This is a genomic window from Sphingomonas sp. GW821-FHT12D09 (assembly GCF_058807215.1).
Map to the genome: position 1 here is coordinate 111,223 of NZ_JBXAQL010000001.1, position 21,733 is coordinate 132,955.

The 21,733-nt window shown below is 67.1% G+C and carries 13 protein-coding genes; 9 read left to right on the top strand and 4 right to left on the bottom strand.

What is annotated here, in order from left to right:
* Positions 1-15: 15 nt before the first annotated feature.
* The gene (locus tag AC1RPL_RS00590) at positions 16-1,275 is read right to left on the bottom strand and encodes a patatin-like phospholipase family protein (RefSeq protein ID WP_493067315.1); all 1,260 of its coding nucleotides are present in this window, start codon (positions 1,273-1,275) and stop codon (positions 16-18) included.
* Positions 1,276-1,481: 206 nt separating this feature from the next.
* On the opposite strand from AC1RPL_RS00590, the gene AC1RPL_RS00595 reads away from it, so the two are divergent.
* The 8 genes from AC1RPL_RS00595 (at position 1,482) to AC1RPL_RS00630 (ending at position 18,456) form a co-directional block, all read left to right on the top strand.
* Positions 1,482-3,209 (top strand): hypothetical protein, encoded by a 1,728-nt coding sequence (locus AC1RPL_RS00595; RefSeq protein ID WP_493067316.1) that lies wholly within the window; start codon positions 1,482-1,484, stop codon positions 3,207-3,209.
* Positions 3,210-3,349: 140 nt separating this feature from the next.
* Positions 3,350-4,348, top strand: coding sequence for a hypothetical protein (locus AC1RPL_RS00600; RefSeq protein WP_493067317.1), 999 nt, complete (start codon positions 3,350-3,352; stop codon positions 4,346-4,348).
* Positions 4,349-4,353: 5 nt separating this feature from the next.
* Positions 4,354-4,725, top strand: a complete 372-nt coding sequence (locus AC1RPL_RS00605) for a hypothetical protein (protein ID WP_493067318.1) — start codon at positions 4,354-4,356, stop codon at positions 4,723-4,725.
* A 165-nt stretch (positions 4,726-4,890) separates the two neighbouring features.
* A complete protein-coding gene (locus tag AC1RPL_RS00610) occupies positions 4,891-5,802 on the top strand; it encodes a LysR family transcriptional regulator (RefSeq protein ID WP_493067319.1) in 912 nt (303 codons plus the stop codon).
* A gap of 189 nt (positions 5,803-5,991) precedes the next feature.
* The gene (locus AC1RPL_RS00615; protein WP_493067320.1) at positions 5,992-9,090 is read left to right on the top strand and encodes a TonB-dependent receptor domain-containing protein; all 3,099 of its coding nucleotides are present in this window, start codon (positions 5,992-5,994) and stop codon (positions 9,088-9,090) included.
* 11 nt (positions 9,091-9,101) lie between these two features.
* On the top strand, positions 9,102-10,034 hold the full coding sequence (locus AC1RPL_RS00620; protein ID WP_493067321.1) for a dienelactone hydrolase family protein: 933 nt from the start codon (positions 9,102-9,104) through the stop codon (positions 10,032-10,034).
* Between the two features lie 80 nt (positions 10,035-10,114).
* Positions 10,115-17,449, top strand: coding sequence for an autotransporter-associated beta strand repeat-containing protein (locus AC1RPL_RS00625; RefSeq protein ID WP_493067322.1), 7,335 nt, complete (start codon positions 10,115-10,117; stop codon positions 17,447-17,449).
* A 23-nt stretch (positions 17,450-17,472) separates the two neighbouring features.
* The gene (locus AC1RPL_RS00630; RefSeq protein ID WP_493067323.1) at positions 17,473-18,456 is read left to right on the top strand and encodes a hypothetical protein; all 984 of its coding nucleotides are present in this window, start codon (positions 17,473-17,475) and stop codon (positions 18,454-18,456) included.
* A 108-nt stretch (positions 18,457-18,564) separates the two neighbouring features.
* Here the strand turns inward: AC1RPL_RS00630 and AC1RPL_RS00635 are convergent, their stop codons facing one another.
* Genes AC1RPL_RS00635 through AC1RPL_RS00645 form a run of 3 tightly spaced genes read right to left on the bottom strand, consistent with a single transcriptional unit; the run spans position 18,565 to position 20,201 of the window.
* Positions 18,565-19,746 (bottom strand): SGNH/GDSL hydrolase family protein, encoded by a 1,182-nt coding sequence (locus AC1RPL_RS00635; RefSeq protein ID WP_493067324.1) that lies wholly within the window; start codon positions 19,744-19,746, stop codon positions 18,565-18,567.
* A 57-nt stretch (positions 19,747-19,803) separates the two neighbouring features.
* The gene (locus tag AC1RPL_RS00640) at positions 19,804-19,947 is read right to left on the bottom strand and encodes a hypothetical protein (protein ID WP_493067325.1); all 144 of its coding nucleotides are present in this window, start codon (positions 19,945-19,947) and stop codon (positions 19,804-19,806) included.
* A gap of 44 nt (positions 19,948-19,991) precedes the next feature.
* Positions 19,992-20,201 carry a hypothetical protein gene (locus AC1RPL_RS00645; RefSeq protein ID WP_493067326.1) on the bottom strand — a complete coding sequence of 70 codons (210 nt, stop codon included), beginning with the start codon at positions 20,199-20,201 and terminating at the stop codon, positions 19,992-19,994.
* A 197-nt stretch (positions 20,202-20,398) separates the two neighbouring features.
* On the opposite strand from AC1RPL_RS00645, the gene AC1RPL_RS00650 reads away from it, so the two are divergent.
* Positions 20,399-21,655, top strand: a complete 1,257-nt coding sequence (locus AC1RPL_RS00650; RefSeq protein WP_493067327.1) for a tyrosine-type recombinase/integrase — start codon at positions 20,399-20,401, stop codon at positions 21,653-21,655.
* The last annotated feature ends 78 nt before the right edge of the window (positions 21,656-21,733 follow it).

Below are 21,733 nucleotides of genomic sequence, written 5' to 3' on the forward strand. Positions count from 1 at the left end.
CCTGGAGATCGGGGGTCAGCGGGGCGTGGCGGACAGGGGCTTCATCTGCAGTTCCTGCAGCTCGATGAAGCCGGGGCCGTTCTTCGCCTTGTAGACCCCCCAATCGGCCAGGCAGCGCATGAAGGGGGCGTTGAACAGGTCCGAGGGCCGCGGGCCGCAGGGCTTGGGATTGGTCGGCGCGTTGAAGCCGTCCGCCGAGATCACGCTGATCGGCCCCTTCGGGTAGTTGAGGCGCAGGCTGGCGACCGACATCAGTTCGTTCTGGTTCACGATCGTCGAATAGCCGCGCATGCCCAGGCGCAGGATGTCGGGCCGGGCATCCACCTCGGCGACCTTCTCACCCTTCGCATCCACCGTCTCGGCATCGCGGAAGACGATCGTCGGGCCGTTGCGGATCACATAGAGATGGGGCCGGGCACGGGCCTTCGCGCTGGCCAGGAACTGCGTCATCCGCTTGCCGATGCCGGTATCGAACACCGAGCTGCGCACGCCGCCATCGGTGTAGGTGTGCCCGTCGATCTGCACGGGCGTGAGCCGCACCGGGATCGAGCTCGACGCGATCGCGGCGCCGGCGACGCATTCTGCCACGCGCGGCAGCGGCTGATTGGCGTCTAGCGCGCGGCGGACCAGCTGGGTGATGTGGATCACCTTGAGGTCGCCGCTGCGAGCCTCGACCGTGGCGACCGAATAGGCTGGGCTGTCGGGCTGGGCGATGCGGACCAGCGGCGATTGCGCGCCGCCGGACGGGAGCAGATAGGCCATGACCTTGGCCCGGAGCGGCGAAATATCGTTTTCCGATCCGCGCGAGAGCATGCGGAGCAGCCCGTTCGGCTTGGCCAGCTCGCCCCCGTCGCTGATGCGATAGGCAGCCTCCAGCCCGGCATAGTCGCCGGCGGCGATAAACAGCCCCTGGAGCGCGCCGGTGCTCACGCCGGTGACCACTGCCCAATCGCGCTTGCCGAGCGTGTCGAGATAGCCGGCGCCGAACGCGCCCCAGGCGCCGCCGCCCGAAAGCATGAGCACGGGCACTTCGGGCGCAGTCTCTCCCTCTGCCGAAACCAGGCCCGGCCGGCGCGCCTGCCAGCCCTCGAGCGCGCCAAGGATCGGATCGTCGCCGCTGGTGCTGTTTTCGGCATGCAGCGGCACGCCGCCGCAATCCGGCCTGCCATTCGGGCATTCGTCGAACCCGGCATCGCGCTGCAACTCGGCGAACAGCGGCGTCGCCTGATAGGTTTCGATGTTTCCGGTCAGCAGGTCGCCGCAGGCGAACCGCATGGGCCGGGCATCCAGATGGACGCAGCCCCCCAAAAGGACCGGGACGGAGATGATTGCCACGATTCGCATTTCGGTTGCCCCTCTTTGCCGTTAGGAATGAAGCATCGCTGCCCCGGGGCTTAGGCAGCGCAGAGTCCGAAAAGCGTGAAACGGGTTTGGTGGCGTAACGCGTTCGGCAACGGCCTGTGGGGGGCGGGGAATTGGGGATGCAGCGTTATCGGCTCAATCTGGTGGGCCCCTTCGGGTTGTTCGCGCCCGATGGGAGCCGCATCGAGATCAGCAGCCAGAAGGCCGCGGCGCTGATCGCGATCGTCGTCGTTTCTTCCGGCGGCGTGCGCGCGCGCCGCAAGCTGGAGGCGATGCTGTGGGGCGCCCGCGCGCCAAAGCAGGCGCAGGACAGCCTGCGGCGAGAGCTTTCCAATCTGCGCAAGGTGCTGGCCGAGCATGGCGCGGGCGACCTGCTAATCTGCGAGACCAAGCGCGTGGCGCTGGCGATCGACCGGCTCGAAGTCGATGTGTTCGCGCTCGGCCTGAGCGCGCCGGACGCCCGTACCCGCTTCGCCGGCGATTTCCTCGAGGGGATCGACCTGGCCGATTGCGACGCGTTCGAGGAGTGGCTGCGCGAGGAACGCGAGCGGGTGCGCGACATGATCGAACTGTCGCTTCCCGAGCCGTCCGAACCGCTGCCCAGCGCGGACGAGATCTTCGGCGGCGCCGTGCCGAGCGCGCGCGAGACGCTGGCTTCGGGCACGCGGCCCCTGCCGCCGCCCAAGCCCTCGATCGCAGTGCTGCCCTTCACCGTGCTCGGCCCCGATGCCCAGGCCTGGCTGGGCATCGGGCTGGCGGGCGAGATCAGCGTGTGCCTGAGCATGTTCCCACAGCTCTTCATCGTCTCGAGCAACGCCTCGCGCATCCTGGCGGAAGAAGGCAGGTCGCGTGCCGAGATCGCCGGCCGGCTGGGCGTGCGCTATCTGCTCGAAGGCACCATCCTGAGCGACGGCGACAATCTGCGCGTGCTCGCCTCGCTGATCGACGGGCAGAGCGGTGAGCAATTCTGGTCGGACACCTTTGTCGGCCAGGTCGATGCAAGCTTTGCCTTCCAGCAGGAGATCGCCGGCAAGATCGCCCCGCAGATCTGGACCAAGGTCGATAATGCCGAGCGCCAGCGAAGCCTGAGGCTGACCGGCCCGATCTCCGGCGACTATGAGCGGTATTGGCGCGCCAATGCGCTGTTCCGTAGCTGGGAGAAGGAAGCGATCACCGAGGCGCTCGACCTGACGCTCCAGCTGGTCAACGACGATCCGACCTGTCCGTGGTCGACCTCGCTCGCCGCCTATTGCTGCAGCATCGCCTATCTCATGAACTATTCGCCGGACAGCGAGGCGACGCTGCGGCGTGCGATCCAGAACTATCAGGCGGCGATGCGCTTCGGCGCCGAGAATGTGGAAGCGCTGGGCTATTGCGCGGGCACGCTGATGAACATCGGCGGCGACCTGGATATGGCCGACCGCATCGTCGCCAAGGCGCTGCACTTGCTGCCGGCCCACCAGCCGACCTTGTTCTGGGGCGGCTGGGTGGACGTGCTGCGCGGCGATGCCGATCGTGCCTCCGAACGGTTCGAACTGGCGCTGCGGATCAATCCGGCGACCGGCGCACTGGGCCAGACCCTGTCCGGCATCGGCTTCGCGGCGCTCCAGCGCGGGGCGATCGAGGATGCCTATCACTTCTTCGTCGAGGCGGACCATGCGACGCCGGGATTCCCGCCGACACTGCTCGGCTTGTGCGTGAGTGCGCAATTGCTCGGCAAGCAGGAACAGGCGCGCACGCTCGCCGGGGCGCTGGCGAGCGGGCCGGGGCTGGCGCTGGCGCGGCAGATGCGCCGTCCCGAGCATCGTCAGATGCTGGAAGCCATCCTGCAGGCGGCGGAAGCCTGACCGGGATAGTCTTATCCGTTTCGGAGCGAATTCGCTTTTCACGCACGGCGGACAGGAATTTCACGCTGCCCGGACCCTGATGGGCAGAGGGTGCCCCTTGTTGCGATCGACCGGATCGCGGAGGGCAGGAGACCCGACCCATGGCTACCACCCGTTTCCGCATGCGTGCGGCCTGTTCGCTGGGCGCCGTCGCGCTGGCTCTGTCCGGCTGCGCCAGCGTGCCGCGCGGCCCGGCGCTCAGCCTGGCCAATGCCGGGATCGACACGACCAACGCGTTCGGCACCGAGATACGCAGCACCGCGCAGAAGGTGCAATATGTCGATGTGACCGAGGCGTTCGTCGCCACCTATCTACGCTGCAAGAACCCGAACCTGACCTGCTCCTCGCAGCTCCAGCCCAGCGCGAACTTCCAGCTGCGCCAACAGCTTGGCAGGGCGATCCTGCTTCGGGCCAAGGCCGTGGACGCGCTGGGCAAGGCCTATGCCTCGTTGAAGACCGAGGCGGAATATGACGCACGCGGCGATCTGGTCGGCGCCACCAACGACGCGATCGATGGGGTGAACAACTTTGCGACCGCAATCGCGGCGATCGGCGGCGCGGCGCCTGCGGCGGCGCTCATAAGCGAGCCGCTGAAGCAGATCACCGGCTTCGGCGTCGGCTTGCTCGCCGATCGCAACCAGCGCAAGCGGCTCGTCGCCGGCAGCCATGCCATCGCGCAGGCGACCAAGCGGCTGCGCGATGCGCTGGAGGTCGAGGCCTTCGTGTTCGACAGCCTGGCCGAGTATCTGGTGAAGACCCGTTCCGAGGCGCGGCAATCGCTGCTCGACGCCGGGCTGGTCTCGAATGCGGATGCACTCCAGGCCTTCACGACCAATCTCGAGCTGAAGCCGGTGAGCACGTCCGACGCCGTAGTCGCCAAGTCGCCGGCGGCGAAGCAGGCGATCTTCGCGATGCTGGAGGCCCAGTCCCGCGCCGATGTGATCGCCGCGCGCAACAAATACCATGCCTCGATCGCGGCGCTCGATGCGCTGCTGCGGGCGCATGACGAGCTCGAAACGGGCCAGAGCGTGTCGCTCGCCGATGTCGAGCGCTTCCTTGCCGAGCTCGATACCGCGCTCGGCGCCGCCAAGAAGGAGTAAGGGACATGGCCAGCACAGCACAGGAGCGCCTGGACGCGGTCTACAACGCCTATAGCAAGGCATATGACCGGCGCGATGCGGACATCGCCGTGGCGACGAGCGACGCAGAGGCCGACAAGATTCAGGCCAATGTGGACGCGCTCGACGCGCAGTTCCTCGACGCGAGCGCCAAGGCGCTGGATGCCAATGGCCAGGCGGTCGAGGATGCCTATGACGCCGCCGTGGCGGCGCAGGAGAAGGTCGACAAGGCCTATCAGGACGCCAAGGGCATCGCGGAGAAGATCCGCCTGGTCGGCGGCGTGATCGGCAAGGTCGGCGATCTCATCGACAAGGCGACCGGTGGCGGCGCCGCCGCAGCAGCGGCCGCTGCCGGCTGACCCGATAGCCGCGCCCGCTCGGCCGAGGGAGCGGCCGCCATATTCCAGAAATATCATAGACCCTTGCGTGAAATATTTGAGATAGTGCCGGGCCCTATCCATGATGCAGGCTGGCCGGGGCGCGGGGAAACGGAATATGGCCGGCGCGGCAAGGGGGCAGTGCGGGTGCGGCTAAGGCAAATCGAGGTTTTCCACGCGGTTTACGTCAACGGCTCCATCAGCGCGGCAGCGCGGACGCTGAACGTTTCGCAGCCGGCGGTGAGCAAGGTGCTGCATCATACGCAGGACCAGCTGGGATTTCGGCTGTTCCATCTGGTGCGGGGACGGCTGGTGCCGACGGTGGAAGCGCATGCCTTGGCGCGCGAAGTCAGCGACGTGTACGGCAGGGTTTCGTCGCTCCGGCAGGCGATCCGCAACATCAAGAGCGTCGGGATGGGCGGGCATCTGCGCATCGCCGTGGTGCCGTCGCTCGGGCTGGCGGTGGCGCCGCTGGCAGTGGCGCGCTTCCGCGAGGAATTCCCCGATGTGACATTCGACGTGCAGACGCTGCACCATGTCGATCTCTTCCGGGCGCTGTACGAACGCGAATGCGACATCGCGTTCGCCTATGATCCGCCCTCGCATCCTCGAATGACGCGCGTGACGCTTGCCAAGGGGCGGCCGATGCTGCTGCTCCATGAGGAAAGCTATCCCGACCTGCCCGATCCGGTTCCGCTCAAGCGACTGGAGACGGAGGACCTGATCGGGCTGGGCACCACCGGGCCGGTGGGCGACCTGCTCGCGGCCGAGATCGTCCGCCAGGATCTGATGATTCGCGAAGTTGTATCGGCGCAGACCTTCTACATCGCCGCGGCGATCGCGCGTTACGCCCGGGGCATGACGATCATCGACGAGTTCACTGCGCGGGCGTGTGCTGGCGACGGAATGGGATTTCGCGCACTCGAGCCGAAGATGGAATTCGCCGTCCAATATGTATTCCTGGAAGACATACCGCCATCGTCATTGGCGAAAAAGTTTATAGAAATGTTCCGTAAGTCATTGATTGACCAGCAGATAGGCTCTGCTGCGAAACCATAACCCTGCGTTATGTCATGATAATGTAATCTTGGGTTTGCTCGCAGCCATTTCGGATCAATCGTTAACACCTGGCTCACGCTCGCCAGGGGCCGCCCGATTCCGGCGGTAGCGAGTGGGGTCCGAAAAGGGGTGGGGTTACATATGATCGTTGGGGTCAGGGTTCGCCGCGCGTGCATGTGCGGCGCGTCGGTGTTTGCGTTCGCAACCGCACAGGCGCACGCGCAGGATGTTCCGCAAAAGGCCGCGGCATCGCCACAACAGCACGTCGAGGCGGCATCGCCCGCGGCGCCGATCGAGGATCCCCAGAGCCGGGGCGCACAGGTGACGCCGGCGCCCGAACCCGAATCGAACATCGTCGTCGTCGGCAGCCAGATCCGCGGTGTGCAGATGGAGGGCATCCTGCCCGTAACGGTGGTCGACAGCACCGATATCGAGGCGGTCGCGGCGACGGACGGCGACGACCTGTTCCGCGCAATCCCGCAGAACGGCGACGTCGCGTTCAACGAATCGCGCGACACCGGCGGCATCAACGATGCGCGCGGCGATGTCGGCTCGGTCAACCTGCGCGGCCTGGGCACGGGCAACTCGCTGGTGCTGCTCAACGGCCGTCGCCTCGTGCTGCATCCCGGCGTCCAGTCCGAGAACCTGATCCCGGTCGTCAGCGTCAACACCAACGCCATTCCGGTGACGGGCGTGCAGCGCGTCGAAGTGCTGCTCGAGGGCGCCGCGGCGATCTACGGCACCGATGCGGTGGCCGGCGTGGTCAATACCGTCCTCAAGACCCGCTTCGACGGCCTCAGCGTCGAGACGATGGTCGGCCAGGCGACCGGCACGCAGCAGACCGAGCGCCAGATCAACTTCGAATGGGGCAACACCTTCAACGGCGGCCGCACCAACATCTCGATCTTCGGCACCTACAACAAGCGCGACCCGCTCTATGCGAGCGAGCGCCGCAACTCGCGCTCGAGCGACCTGCGTCCGCTGGTCGCGAAGACGGCTTTCGCGGGCGACGGCGACTTCGACAATCGCAGCCTCGACACGATGTGGGGCGAGTTCGTCCGCCTCGATTCGAGCTATCAGCCGGTGACGACCACCGCCCGCTATAACGGCACCGCGCTCACCACCAGCGGCGTCTTCCACGTCCAGCCCGCGACCAACGAGGGCTGCATCGCGCCGGCAGGCAACGGCATCTGCTTCGACAACAGCACGCTTTCGACGGCCAGCACCGACTCGAACCTGAAGTACGAGACCAACGCGGACCGCACGATCCAGGGCGAGAACGAGCGGCTGAACCTGTTCGGCTTCATCAACCACGAGTTCAGCCCCAGCCTGAACTTCTATGGCGAGGTCGGCGTCTACAAGTCCGACTTCAATTCGGAGCGTGAGCAGGAGACGCCGCTGGCCACCCAGCGCGTGATCATCCCGGCCACCGCCTATTGGAACCCGTTCGGCGTCGCCGGCAGCCCCAACCGGCTGCCCGGCCTGACCGGGGTCGCCAACGAGGGCGTCGCGCTCGAGCTGCAGGACTATCGCTTCGTCGACGCCGGGCCGCTCAACATCAACGTGAAGAACACCACGCTGCGCTTCCTGGCTGGCCTGCGCGGCAATTTCGGCGCTTTCGACTTCGATACCGCGGCGCTCTATTCGCGTGCCGAGACGACCGACACCATGGAAACGATCAGCATGACGCTGCTCCAGAAGTCGATCGCGGGCACCACGGCAGCGGCGTACAACCCGTTCAACGGCGGCGATCCCACCAATCCGGGCAGCGTCGACAGCACGCCGAACCCGCGCACGACGATCGACAGCTTCCTGGTCGACGTCTATCGCAAGAACAGCACTACGCTGGCGCTGTGGGACTTCAAGGTCTCCAACTCGCGCCTGCTGCGCCTTCCGGGCGGCAATGTCGGCTTTGCCGCCGGCGTCGAAGTGCGGCGCGAGACCTACAAGGACGATCGCGATCCGCGCCTGGACGGAACGATCACCTATACCGCGCTCGACGGCACCTTCAACGGCAGCGACGTGATGGGCGCCAGCCCGACGCCGGATTCGGGCGGTGCCCGCACGGTCGAGTCGGCATTCGCCGAGCTGGCCGTGCCGCTGGTCTCGCGCGGGATGCGCGTGCCGTTCGTCCGCAGCCTGACGATGCAGCTTGCGGGCCGCGTCGAGAACTACACCAGCTTCGGCCTGGTCGCGAAGCCCAAGGTGGCGGTGGGCTGGACGCCGATCGACGGCCTGCAGTTCCGCACCGCTTGGTCGCTGGGCTTCCGCGCGCCGAACCTGCCGCAGCTCTTCGAGAACGGCGTACAGCGCAGCAATACGCGCACCGACTGGATCAACTGCGAGGCCGATGTCCGCGCCGCCCGGATCGCCAATTTCGACGCCTGCACCCGCTCGGTCGCGGTCGTATCGAACCGTTCGGGCAGCCAGTCGCTCAAGCCCGAGGAATCGAACAACTTCACTGTCGGCGCGGTATTCGTGCCGCCAATGCCGTCGGGCCTGGGCCGGTTGACCTTCACCGCGGATTACTGGCGGATCCATCAGACGAATCTGATCGGCCTGTTCGGCGACAACAACGCGCTGACGCTGGATTATTACATGCGCCTCCAGGGCGCCTCGAATCCGAACGTACAGCGCGCCACGCCAACCGCTGCGGAGATCGCCAACTATGCCGGCACCGGGCTCACCGCGCCGGGCCGGGTGATCCAGGTGATCGACAATTATGCCAACCTCAACCCGCGCACCGTGCGCGGGCTCGACCTCGGCATGGCGTACCGCCTGCACAAGACCCCGATCGGCGACTTCGATTTCAAGGTGAACGCAGCGCACCTGATCGAATTCTACCAGGAGCCCGATGCGCAAAAGGCAGCGCTGATCGCCGCCCAGGCGGCGGGCGCGATCGACTCGACGATCTCGATCAGCGGCGCGGAAAGCCTGTTGCGCCAGAACGGCCGGCCGACCTGGCGCTTCACCAGCACGATCACCTGGCGCAAGGACGGCTGGGGCTGGGGCTATTACAACAGCTATGTCGGCGGCGTGGAGGACACGTCCGCATCGCTGCCGGACGGCACGCTCTGGCAAGTGAGCGACGTGCTGACCCATAATTTCTATGGGCAGTACACGTTCGGCCGCAAGGCCGGCCTGCTCAGCCGCACCCGCATCAAGATCGGCGCGCGCAACATTTTGAACACGCTGCCGCCGATCGCCGACGGCTCCTATGGGTATCTGGGCGAACTGCACAGCATCCGTGGGCGCTACGTCTATGCCTCGCTCCGCAAGCGGTTCTGAGGGGTAGGCCGATGAAGCGGATCTTCCCGCCCGCTGCGCTTGCCGCATTGTCGCTCCTCCTCGCCACGCCGGCGCTTGCCCAGGTGGCGGCGGGGGATTCTGAAGCCGATGAGGCGCCCGGCGCCGAAAAGCCCAATGCCGACGCGAAGGTTAAGGTCGAGAGCGTCAAGTTCCTCAGCGTCGACGGCAAGAACATGATCAACGGCTATGTCTTCACCGCCGAGGGCGGGGCAGGGCGCAAGCCGGCGATCGTGATGGAACATGGCCGAGGCGGCGCCTATTCGAGCCTGGCGGACGGCGTCTACAACGCCAACACGCTTTCCTCGCGCCACAAGATGTGGGGCAGGATGTGGGCGAGCCGCGGCTATGTGGCGATCATGGTCGATGACTTCGGGCCGCTGGGCTATCCCCAGGGCTTTGGGCGCTTCACCTATGACAGCCGCCCGGCCGCGCTCGACGAAGTCACCAACCGGCCGCTTCATGCCTATGGCGCGCTCAAATATCTGAAGACGCGCAGCGACGTCGATCCCAAGCGGATCGGCCTGATGGGCTGGTCGAACGGCGGCAGCCTGACGCTGGCGGCGATGGCCAACGACAAGCCCGAGGGGATCAAGGAAGCCGGCTTCCGCGCCGGCGTCGCCTTCTATCCCGGCTGCGGTCTGAAGAACCGCTTCGATAAGACCGGCTACCGGCCATATAATCCGGTGCTGCTCATGATCGGCACGGGCGATGTCGAGGTGTCGGCCACGCTGTGCGATCGGCTGGTGTCGCGCAGCCGCAGCGGCAAGGGCGATATCGAGATCGTGCTCTACAAGGACGCCGAGCACAGCTTCGACACGCCTACCAAGTCGCGTCAGTCCGTGCCCGCCAACGCGGCCGCCAAGGAGGACGCGATGCAGCGCACCGTCACCTTCTTCGACGAGAAGCTGCGCCCACGTCCCTGACCTGATCCATCTCCAGCGGGAAGGATCGGTCGAGATCCTCCCGAACCTTCAAATTCATTCCGTTTTCCGGGGGAATCTCCATGACCGCTGTCGCCGCCAAAACGCCTTCGCCGACTCGCCGCCGCAATTTGCGCCCGCTGCTGCTCGCCTCCGTGTTTGCCGCGGGCGTGGTGCCCGGACTGGCGCATGCGCAGGATACTACAGTTGCGGCGGGCACGACGCGGACCACGCAGATTACGATTGGCGGTGAGAGCACGGTGACCGTCGAGGCGGGTGCCACCGTTACCTACAGCACCAGCGGCAGCACCGCGCGCGCGATCACGTATCCCACGACGACTTTGCCGACGAACGCCGGGCCCAAGATCATCAACAGCGGCACGATAAAGGCGGTCGGCGCCTATATCGTCGACACGACCGGGACGACGAGCAACGGTATCCGTCCGCTCACGGTGATCAACAATGCCACTGGCCTGATGGAATCGGGCCTGGACGTGATCCGCATCTATAATGGCGGAAACGACGTCACCCAGCCGACCGCGATCAACATCACCAACTACGGCATGATGACCTCTTACACTGGGGATGTGCTCGATCTGAACTCGGTGCCCAGTGCAGTCCTGACGCTGATCAATACGGGCACGATGCAGGGCGGCGCGGGAACGCCCGGCACGGGTGGTTCGGTTACGGCAAGCACGACCGGCAATGGCGTGATCATGGGCGCAGGCACGATCACCAATTCGGGAACGATCAAGGGCATCTACGGCGTTTCCGGCGTCGGCACGCAGACCCGCACGATCACATCCAATTCGGGCTCGATCCAAGGCGTCACTCGCGGCATCTCCTTGGCTGCGGGTAGCAGCACTGTTGCGCTGAACGGCACGAGCCTGGTCTCCGGCAACTACGGAATCTATCTCGGCGGCGGCAACAACACCATCACGCTGTCCGGCACTTCGAGCGTTACCGGCGTGACCGCCGGCCTCTATATGGTCACCACCGGCACGAACCTGGTCACGGTGGGTGCGAACACCAGCGTTACGGCCTCCGGAGCCGTCGATACCGACGGCAATGCCGACAGCGACGGCATGTATCTCACCGCGGTGACGCTCAACAATTACGGCACGATCAGCGGCACCAACTACGGTATTTCGGGACAGTCCTCGACGGCTTATGTCCGCGACATCACGCTGCATGCCGGCAGCACCACCAGCGGCGGCACCAGTGCGATCGACTTCTACGGCGGAATGAACACGATCTCGATCGAGACCGGCGCGATCGTGATCGGCGAGATCAGCGGCGGCGTGACCAGCACCAACGGGTACGACACGCTGAAGCTCTACGGCAACGGCGTGGCCGTGATCCCGACCATCTCGAATTTCGAGGCGATCCAAGTCAATGGCGGCGACTGGACCGCGACCGGAACGCTGAACGTCACGGCTGCCGGCGCGACGGTCGCCAGCGGCGCGATCCTTCGCCTCGGCAATGGTGGCACCCTGGGCAGCGTCAACGGCGCGATCGTCAACAACGGATCGCTGATCTTCAACCGCAGCGACACCTACACCCAGGCGGCGGCGCAGACGATCAGCGGCGCGGGCACGCTCGCGATCACCGGCGGCACCTATTCGCTGCTCAATGCCAACAGCTATACCGGCGCGACGACGATCACCGGCGGCGCACTTCGCGCCAGCGCCGACAACGCCTTCTCGGCCGCCTCGGCGATCACGATCGGCGCGGCCGGCACGCTGAACCTCAACGGCTTCAGCCAGACCGTGACGGGCGTCGCCGGCGCCGGCAACATCCAGCTCGGCACTGCCAATGCCACGCTCACCTTCGGCAGCAACAACGCCGATGCGACGCTTTCGGGCGTGATCTCGGGCAGCGGTAACCTGACCAAGACCGGCACCGGGCTGCTGACGCTGAGCGGTGCCAACAGCTTCCTGGGCCTGACCACGATCAACGGCGGCAGCCTGCGCGTGACCGGTTCGCTCGCCAGCGACGTCGCGATGAACACGGGCACGCTGAGCGGCGCGGGCACGATCGGCGGCACGGTGACGATGGCCGCGGGCACGGTGATCGCGCCGGGCGGGGCGGGCACTGCCGGCACGCTGTCCACAGGCACGCTGCTGCTCAACGCCGGCACGACGCTGGCCTTCGACCTCGGCGCGCCCGGCAATGCGAACGCCGCGCTGAGCGACCGCATCGTCGTCACCGGCGACCTGACGCTCGACGGCACGATCAACGTCAACGACGTCGGCGGCTTCGGCCTCGGCGTCTATCGCCTGATCAGCTACAGCGGCACGCTGACCGACAACGGCCTGCTCGTCGGCACGCTGCCCGCCGGCACCGATGCCAGCCTGGTCACGATCCAGACGTCGGTCGGCCAGCAGATCAACCTGGTCTATGGCGATGCCAGCACGCTGGTGCCCGCGGTGCAGTTCTGGGACGGCTCAGGCACTTCGGGCGACGGCGTGATCAGCGGCGGCTCGGGCAGCTGGGTCAACGCCGTCGACAACTGGACCCGCAGCAACGGCGTGCTCAACGATGCCTGGGGCGAGCAGTTCGCCGTGTTCGGCACCACTGGCGGCACGGTGAGCGTCGACGATGCGATCCGCTTCGGCGGCATGCAGTTCATGACCAACGGCTATGAGATCGCCAGCGGCACCGGCACGCTCCAGGCGATCGAGGCCGTCACGTCGATCCGCGTCGATCCGGGCATCTCGGCCACCATCTCGGCGGCGATCGGCGGCACCGGCGGGCTTGCCAAGCTCGACAGCGGCACGCTGACGCTTACCGGCGCCAACAGCTATACGGGCGGCACCGTGGTGAATGGCGGGCGCCTGCGCCTTGCCGGCGCCGGGGCACTGCCGGGCGGCTTCACCGTAGCCTCGGGCGCAGTGGTGGAAATCGCCACGGCGCAGAACGCGACGACCATCGCGGGCGACGGCACTGTCGAGCTTGGCGCGACGCTGACCATCGGTGCCGGCAACGCCGACAGCAGCTTCGCCGGCACCCTCACCGGCACCAGCGGCATCGCCAAGACCGGCACGGGCACGCTGCTCCTGAGCGGCGCCAACAGCTATACCGGCACCACCAGCCTGACCGGCGGTACGATCCGCCTGGCGACGGGCGGAGCGCTCGGCACCGGCAATGTCTCGATGACCTCGGGCACGACGCTCGACCTGGCCGGCATCGCCACCCAGATCGGCACGCTCGCGGGTGGCGGCACGGTCGCGATCGGCACCGACGGTTCGCTCACCACCGGCGGAAGCGGCAATACCAGCTTCGCCGGATCGATCACCGGTACGCGCGGCGCGCTGGTCAAGACCGGCACCGGCACGCTGACGCTGAGCGGCTCGAACAGCTTCAGCGGCGGCACGACGATCGCCGGCGGAACGCTGCTGATTGCTGCCGCCAACTCGCTGTCGAACAGCGGCACGGTGCGGATCGAGGCCCCCGGCACGCTCCAGATCGGCGTCAGCAAGACGCTGGGCGGCGTCAGCGGCAGCGGCGCGATTACGCTGGGCGCCAACACGCTGACCGTCAGCACCAGCGGAACCTATGACTTCTCCGGCATCGCCAGCGGCACTGGCGGCATCACCAAGGCCGGCACCGGCACCTTCACGCTGAGCGGCGCCAACGCCTATATCGGTGCGACCGCAGTGAGCGCGGGCACGCTGCTCGTGAACGGCAGCGTGGCGGGCGACGCAAGCGTGGCGAGCGGCGCGACACTGGGCGGCAGCGGCACGATCGCCGGCACGGTGACCGTGGCGAGCGGCGGCAACCTCACCGCCGGCACCGCGGGCAGTGCCGGAACGCTGACGCTCGGCAACCTGGTGCTGACCAGCGGCTCGAACCTGAATTACGATCTCGGCGCGGCCAGCATCGCCTTGGCCAGCGACCGGTTGAACGTGCTGGGCGACGTGACGCTCGCCGGCGCGCTCAACATCACCGATGTCGGCCAGTTCGGCACCGGCGTGTACCGCCTGATCGACTATGGCGGCACGCTGACCGACAACGGCATCGCGTTCGGCACCTTGCCGACCGGCGTCGCGGTCGCGCAGCTCGATCTCCAGACGAGCGTCGCCAAGCAGGTGAACCTGGTCGTCTCGGGCACGCTGCCCGAAGTGCAGTTCTGGGACGGCAGCGGCACCGCCGGGGACGGCGCGATCGCGGGCGGCGGCGGCAGCTGGAACAACAGCGCCTATAACTGGACCGGTGCGAGCGGGCTGGAGAACACCCGCTGGGGCGCCCGGTTCGCGGTGTTCCAGGGCACTGGCGGCACCGTGACGGTGGACGCCGCCATCGCCTACACCGGCATGCAGTTCATGAATGACAGCTATGTCATCGCCGCCGGTACGGGCACGCTGACCACCACCACCGCGGACGGCAACATCCGCGTCGATCCGGGCGTCACCGCGCGCATCGATGCGAGCATCGCCGGCACCGGCGGGCTGACCAAGCTCGACAGCGGCACGCTGATCCTGGGCGGCCAGAACAGCTATACCGGCGCAACCCTTGTCAGCGGTGGTACGCTGCGCCTCGCTACTAGCAACGCGATTGCGGCGGCATCCGGCGTGACGGTGGCGAAAGGCGCGACGCTCGATGTCGCCGCCGCCAACACGCTTGGCGCGCTTTCGGGCGAAGGTTCGGTGGTGCTGAACGCCAATCTCGCGGTAGGCATCGGCAACGCGGCGAGCGCGTTCGCGGGCGTCTTCTCGGGCACCGGCCTGCTCAGCAAGACCGGCACCGGCGTGTTCACGATCAGCGGCACCCAGACGCATAGCGGCGGCACGAATGTCGATGCCGGCACGCTGCGCCTGGCCGGCGCGACGGTGCTGGGAACCGGCGCAGTGAGCGTCGCCACGGGCGCAACGCTCGACCTGGCCGGCAACAGCCTCACGGTCAGCCGCCTGGCCGGCACCGGTGCAGTCACGCTGGGCACCAACGGGGCGCTGACCGTGGCGGAAGCGGCGGCGGACGGCAGCTTCGGCGGCGTCGTCTCCGGCGCGGGCATGCTGATCAAGGCAGGAGCCGGCACGCTGACCCTGACCGGCGCCAACACCTATACCGGCGGCACGCGCATCGATGCGGGCACGCTGGCGCTCACCGCGAGCAACTCGATCGGCACCACCGGCGCGGTCGAGATCGCCGCGGCCGGCACGCTGTCGATCGCCAGCGCCAAGACGATCGGCGCCCTGAGCGGCGCCGGCAGCGTCACGCTGGGCAACAACACGCTCACCGTGGGCAGCGGCAATGGCAGCAGCAGCTTCTCGGGCGTGGTCTCGGGCACCGGCGCGCTGACCAAGACGGGCACCGGCACGCTGACGCTGTCCGGCGCCAACAGCTATACCGGCCTCACCACCATCTCGGGCGGCACGCTGGCGCTGGCGGCGAGCGGCAGCATCGCGGGCGGCGTCAACATCAGCGCGGCCACCGGCGTGCTCGACCTGACTGCGGGCACCCAGACAGTGGCGGGCTTGCGCGGGGTCGCGGGCGCGCAAGTGCTGCTGGGCAGCTCCAACCTGACTATCGCGGGTACGGCGACCGAGACGTGGAGCGGCGTGATCAGCGGCACCGGCAATGTGACCAAGGCGGGCACCAACACGCTCACCTTCTCCGGGGCCAACAGCTACACCAGCACGACCACGATCAGCGGCGGCATCCTGCGCGCCGGCGCTGCGAACGTGATCGCGCTGAGCGCACTGAACATCACGGCGGGGCGGTTCGACCTGGCGAGCTTCGACCAGGCGATCGGCAGCCTGTCCGGCACCGGCACGGTGACGCTGGGCACCGCCACGCTCACGGTGGGCGGCAACAACGGCACGACCACCTATGACGGCGTGATCAGCGGCACCGGCAATCTGGTGAAGACCGGCACGGGCACGCTGACGCTCACCGCCGCCAACACCTATTCGGGCTTCAGCCGCGTCGATGCCGGCAAGCTGGTGGTCAACGGCACGCTCGCCAACGCGGCGATGATCGTCGGCAGTGGCGGTCGCCTCGGCGGAAATGGCAGCTTCGCCAGCCTCGACGTGGCCGGCACGCTGACGCCGGGCAATTCGGTGGGTACGATCACGACCACCGGCAACGTCACCTTCCGCGCCGGGTCGGTCTATGAAGTCGAGACCAATGCGACGATCGGCAGCGACCTGGTCGCCGCCGGCGGCAATGTCGTGATAGAGGGCGGCACGGTGCGCGTGATGCCGCTGGGTTCGGGCTACAACGCCTCGACCACCTATCAGATCATCAGCGCGGGCGGCTCGCTCACCGGCCAGTTCGCCGGCGTCACCAGCGACCTGGCGTTCCTGGCACCGAGCCTGGTCTACACCGCCAACGCCGTGAACCTGGTGCTGCGCCGCACCGACACTGCCTTCGACACGGTGGCGGTGACGCCGAACCAGGTCGCGGTGGCGAAGGCGGTCCAGGCGGCGGGATCGGGCACGGTGTTCAGCCAGGTGCTTGGCCAGGACACCGCCGGTGCCCGCCAGGCATTCACCCAGCTTTCGGGCGAGATCTACGCCTCGCTGCCGGCGCTGGCGCTCCACCAGGCGCGCCAGGGCCGGGACGCGGTGCTGGATCGCCTCGCCGAGCCGATCTCGGGCGGCGTGTGGCTGCAGTACAGCTCGAGCGACATGGACATCGATGCGGACGACGGACAGGCGGCACTCGATCGCCGCATGACGGGCGTGCGCGGTGGCTTCGACTCCTCGATGGGCAAGCTGCGCTTCGGCGCGGTCGCCGGGCACGGGACCAGCAATATCGGTTCCGACGCGCTGGCGAGCCGTGCAACGCTGACCGCCACGCAGTTCGGCGTCTATGCGGGCTATCGCCTCGGCGCGCTCAAGCTTCGCGTGGGCGGCCTGATCGAGAGCAGCCTGGCCAAGGCCTACCGGTCGGTGTCGATCGGCGGCTTCGGCGACGCGCCGGCCGGGCGGGGGACGACCAACATCCTCCAGACCTTCGGCGAAGTCGCGTACACGATCGCGCTGCACCGCTGGAACGTCGAGCCCTTCGTCACTGCCGGCGCGAGCCGGGTGGCGGCGAAGCACATCGTCGAGACCGGCGGCCTGGCCGCGCTCGAGCTCGGCAAGGTCGAGGCCGGCGTGTTCGGGGCGAAGGCCGGCATGCGCTTCAACGGCGCGTTGCCGATCTTCACCGGCAGCAGGCTGCGCCTGACCGGTGCCGTGGCGGTGCAGAGCCAGGACCTCGACAAGGTCGCGACGCGCGATGCCCGGTTCGTGGCGACCGGCCAGTCCTTTTCGATCTCGGGCAATCATCCGTCGAACACCAGCGCCGCGGTCGACCTCGGCATCTCGCTGGATGCGGCGGGCGGCACGCTCTCGGTCCGCTATCTCGGTGAATATGCGCGCAACGCCCAGGATCACGGCGTCCGCGCCACGCTGGGCTGGCGTTTCTGAACTTGCACAGGGGGAAAGATATCATGTTGAAGTCGTTGGCGATCGCGCTGCCGCTGCTCTCCGGGGCTGCGGTGGCCAGCACACCGCAGCCCACCGCCATCGAGGCGCAGGACAAGGCACCCGCGCTCCAGTCCGTCTGGGGCGAGAAGGGCTATATCGAATATCTGCCTGGCAACGGGCCGGTGATCATCACCGCTCCGCATGGCGGAGACATGATGCCGGAATCGATCCCGGACCGCGCCCCCGAGAATTGCGGCGGCAAGGCCGTGGTGGTGCGCGACACCAACACGCTGGAACTGGCGAAGGCGATGCGCGACAGCTTCTATCGCCGTCACGGCTTCTACCCTTATGTCGTCGTCAGCCATATCGCGCGCAAGAAGCTGGACCCGAACCGCCCGCTCGAGGAAGCCGCCTGCGGATCGCCGGAAGCTGCCAAGGCGTTCGACGAATGGCACGGTTTCATCGAGCAGGCCGAGCGCGAAGTGATCCGCGACTTCGGCAAGGGCTGGTACATGGACATTCACGGCCATGCGCATCAGATCCAGCGCGTCGAGATCGGCTATCTGCTGACCACCGCCCAGGTCAATTCCTCGGATGCGACGCTCAACGCCGATCGGGCGCTGCGTGACCGCGTGTCGATTCGCAACCTGCTGTCCGACAAGGTTCAGCTCGCCGATATCCTGCGCGGGCCCGACGCCCTGGGATCGGCGTTCGAGCGGGACGGCTTCCGTGCGGTGCCGAGCGACGCGGATCCGGCGCCCGGCGCCAACAAGTATTTTTCGGCAGGCTACAACACGCTGCGCCACGGCTGCTCCGCCGACGCTGCTGCGGCGGGTAACAAGACCGACGGCAAGATCTGCGGCGTCCAGTTCGAGACCAACTACAAGGGCCTGCGCGACACCGCCGAGAACCGCCGCCGCTTCGGCGACACCGTGGCGATCGCGGTGGGCGACTATCTGAAGCGCTATTACGGCATGGATATCCGCGCCAAGAAGGGTCGTCGCTGACGCTTCCGCTCCCGCCGCGCGAGGTGATGCCTCGCGCGGCGGGAATTACGGAGCCTGAAAGCCCGTGGTTGTGTGCGAAGCGCGCGAACGGCTGGCCACGGGTTCGCGTTAGCGGAACAGGCCCAGCGGAATCGCCTCACCCATCTTCGTCTCGCCTGCGCCGTTCGGGTGAAGATTATCCCCGCCCTGCAACGCGCTGGCCAAGCGCTTCGGATTGGCGGGGTCCGCTACGACCTTCTCCATGTCGATCACCGCGTCGAAGGTGCCGGACTTCCGCATCCAGTCGTTGATCGCCGCCCGCAGCGCCTCGCCCTCGGGCGTCTGGTAGCCGGCCCCCTCGAACGGCAGGATCGTCATCCCGATCACCTTGATCCCATGCGCGTGCGCGCGCTGGACGAGCTGGCGATAGCCGGCCTTGAGATCGTCGGCAGTGATCACCGGACTGTTGTTCCGGCCCGAGCCGCCGATGTCGTTGATCCCCTCGAGCAGGACGACATGGGTGACGCCAGGGAGCGCCAGCACGTCGCGGTCAAAGCGGGCGAGGGCGTTGGGCCCGGCGCCGCTCGACAGGATGCGGTTGCCCGAAATAGCTTGGGTCACCACCACATGCGGCATCCCCGCCACGACGATCCGCCGGCCGAGCACATCGCCCCAACGGCACGCCGGCACCGCTTCATTGGCGCAGCCGGTATTGTCGGTGATCGAGTCGCCATAGGCCACGATCACCGGGCGCTGCCTGGCACCCAGCACATCGACCCCGGCGAGCAGCGGGCGCGGACCGGACTGGCTGGCCGGCGTAAAATCCCTGTCGGTGAAGTCGCCCGTGGGCGAGATCGCGGTCTTCGCCCCGCCCGCGCCATGCACCGTGTCGATATCGACCTTCTCGGGCAGGAAGAGCGACACTTCGATCAGGTCGAACGCCTTGACCGGCAGCGCCACTGGGTCGCTGACCAGCGGGGCGCCGTTACGCAGCCGGCCCTCACCCTGACCATCGAACGTCACGCGCACCGGCTTGCCGCCGGCTATCCGCACGGTAGCCGCGCCGATCCGCATCGCCGGGCCATAGTCGTTCGCCAACCGGATACGGAGTTTGCTGCCCGCCGCGCCCACGCGGACCTGCATGCGCAGCGTCGCATTCTCCACCGACACACGCTGGGCGGGCGCCGTCGCCTGCCACATGCTGGCCGTCCAGGCGGGCGTCCAGCCGTCGGGTCCGGGTCGGGCATCGGCGGGGTTCGCAGCAAGCAGCAGCAGCGGAGCGATCATCGCTCCAAGGGGCATCCGGCGCATGGTTTCTCCTAAGGGTTGTCGGCGTGAGGGTTTCATTCGAACAGGCGAACGTCTGGGCTATTTCTGCCGCGCTTTGAAGTCGTCGATCGAGGCAAAGTCGAACGCCGCGCTGCCGTCCGGATTCCGCCTGGCGGGCATCGGACGACGACGTTCGAACGGGATGGCGCCGATGACGGGCTTCGCGGGCAGGGGCTTGAACATACGCGACCTTCGGGACTGGCCGGGGGCCTCAGCAGCCCTGCTGTTCAGAATTTCAGGCTGAGCGTGGCGCGACCTTCGTGCTCGCGGGCGCCGCTGCCCAGCAGACCGCCATAGCCGAGCCGCAGGCTGAGCGTGTCGCTCAGGTCGGCGGTGAGGTTGAGGTTGGCCGCTGCCGCAAAGCGATCGATTTCCGCCGAATGCCGTTGAGCGCCTGGTCGGCTCGACCAGCATAGCAGCAATCTGCCATTTTCCACTTGCCGCTGGTGACCCCTACGAGAATCGAACTCGTGTTTTCGCCGTGAGAGTACACGCAACGGGGGGTGTTCGGGTCCATATGGACGCCTATGTATTCGTTGTAAGTCAATCGGTTATGGAGATTTCGGTCCTTCCGCGTCCAAGCCAATTCTGCTACGGTTTTGCAGTAAATTTGCAGTAAGTCCGTGAGGCAGACATGGCGCGCATTATCCGCAACCAACGGCTCGACAGCAGGAGCGCGCGTGCGCTGCTCCCCAAGCGCCATGCGCCCTATTGGCACTTGCTGACGCGGGGCAGGGCGCTCGGCTACCGCAAGGGCGCCAAGGGCGGCATCTGGCTCGCCAAGTACCGCACCGCCGACGGCAAGCGCGAGCAGCTGCTTCTTGGTGCCGCTGACGATGCCTTCGACGGCGAAACGTCCGACGTGCTGACCTTCGCCGCCGCGCAAGCCAAGGCACGCGACTGGTTCGAGGCGCTCGATCGCGACGCGGGCAGGCGGCGCCCGCGCTACACGGTCGAGGACGCGCTCGACGATTACATCGCCAACTTCGCCGGCAAGTCGCTCGACAAGACCCGCTACGTGATCGACCGGCTCGTGCGACCGGAGTTCAAGAACGTGCAGGTGAGCGATCTCACCACCGAGCGCTTGCGCGAGTTTCTGGAGAAGATCGCTTCGCGGCGCTCAGTCTACCGTGCGAACAAGAAGGGCGTGCGCAAGGAGCGCCCGGTTCGCGACGATGCCGTGCGTGTCCAGCAAGCGAACGCCAATCGCGCGTTCACGCCGCTTCGCGCCGCGCTCAACCGGGCGTTCGCGCTGGGCAAGGTCGCGGACGACAGCGCGTGGCGCCGGGTGAAGCCCTACGCCAAGGTCAGCGCTCCCAGGATCCGGTACTTCACAGGGCCCGAGATCCATCGGCTGATCGAGCATGCGCCCGACTGGTTCCGCCCGCTGATCCAGGCCGCGCTGCTCACGGGCGCGCGCTGGTCTGAGATTCACCGCGTTCGCGTGCGGGACGTCGACTTGATGAGCGGCGTGCTGACGTTTCCCGACACCAAGAGCGGGCGGCCGCGGTTCGTGCACCTGAGCGATGAGGGCATCCAGCTTTTCCGAGGGCTCTGTTTGGGCAAGAGGACCGACGAGCTTGTTTTCTTGAACCAGCATGATCGGGAGCTCGGTACATCGCACCAGATCAGGCCGATGCGTGAGACCTGCGAGGCGGCGGGGGTGGAGCCTGCGGGGTTCCATATTCTGCGGCACACCTATGGCTCCCGGCTGGCTATGGCTGGCGTGCCGATGGCGGTTATTGCGGAAGCGCTCGGGCACGCCGACGAACGGATTACCCGGAAGCACTACGCGCATCTCTGCCCGTCCTACGTTCGGGAAGCAGTGCGGTCGGGGCTTGGGGACTATGGAATTGTTGAGAAGCCGGTGGGTCTGCGTCTCGTCCAATAAGCTGGATCAGTTCCATGGTGGATGCCATTAGAGCCGACGTTGGAGAGGCAGCGCATAGTCGCGCTGGAGGGGCGCAGC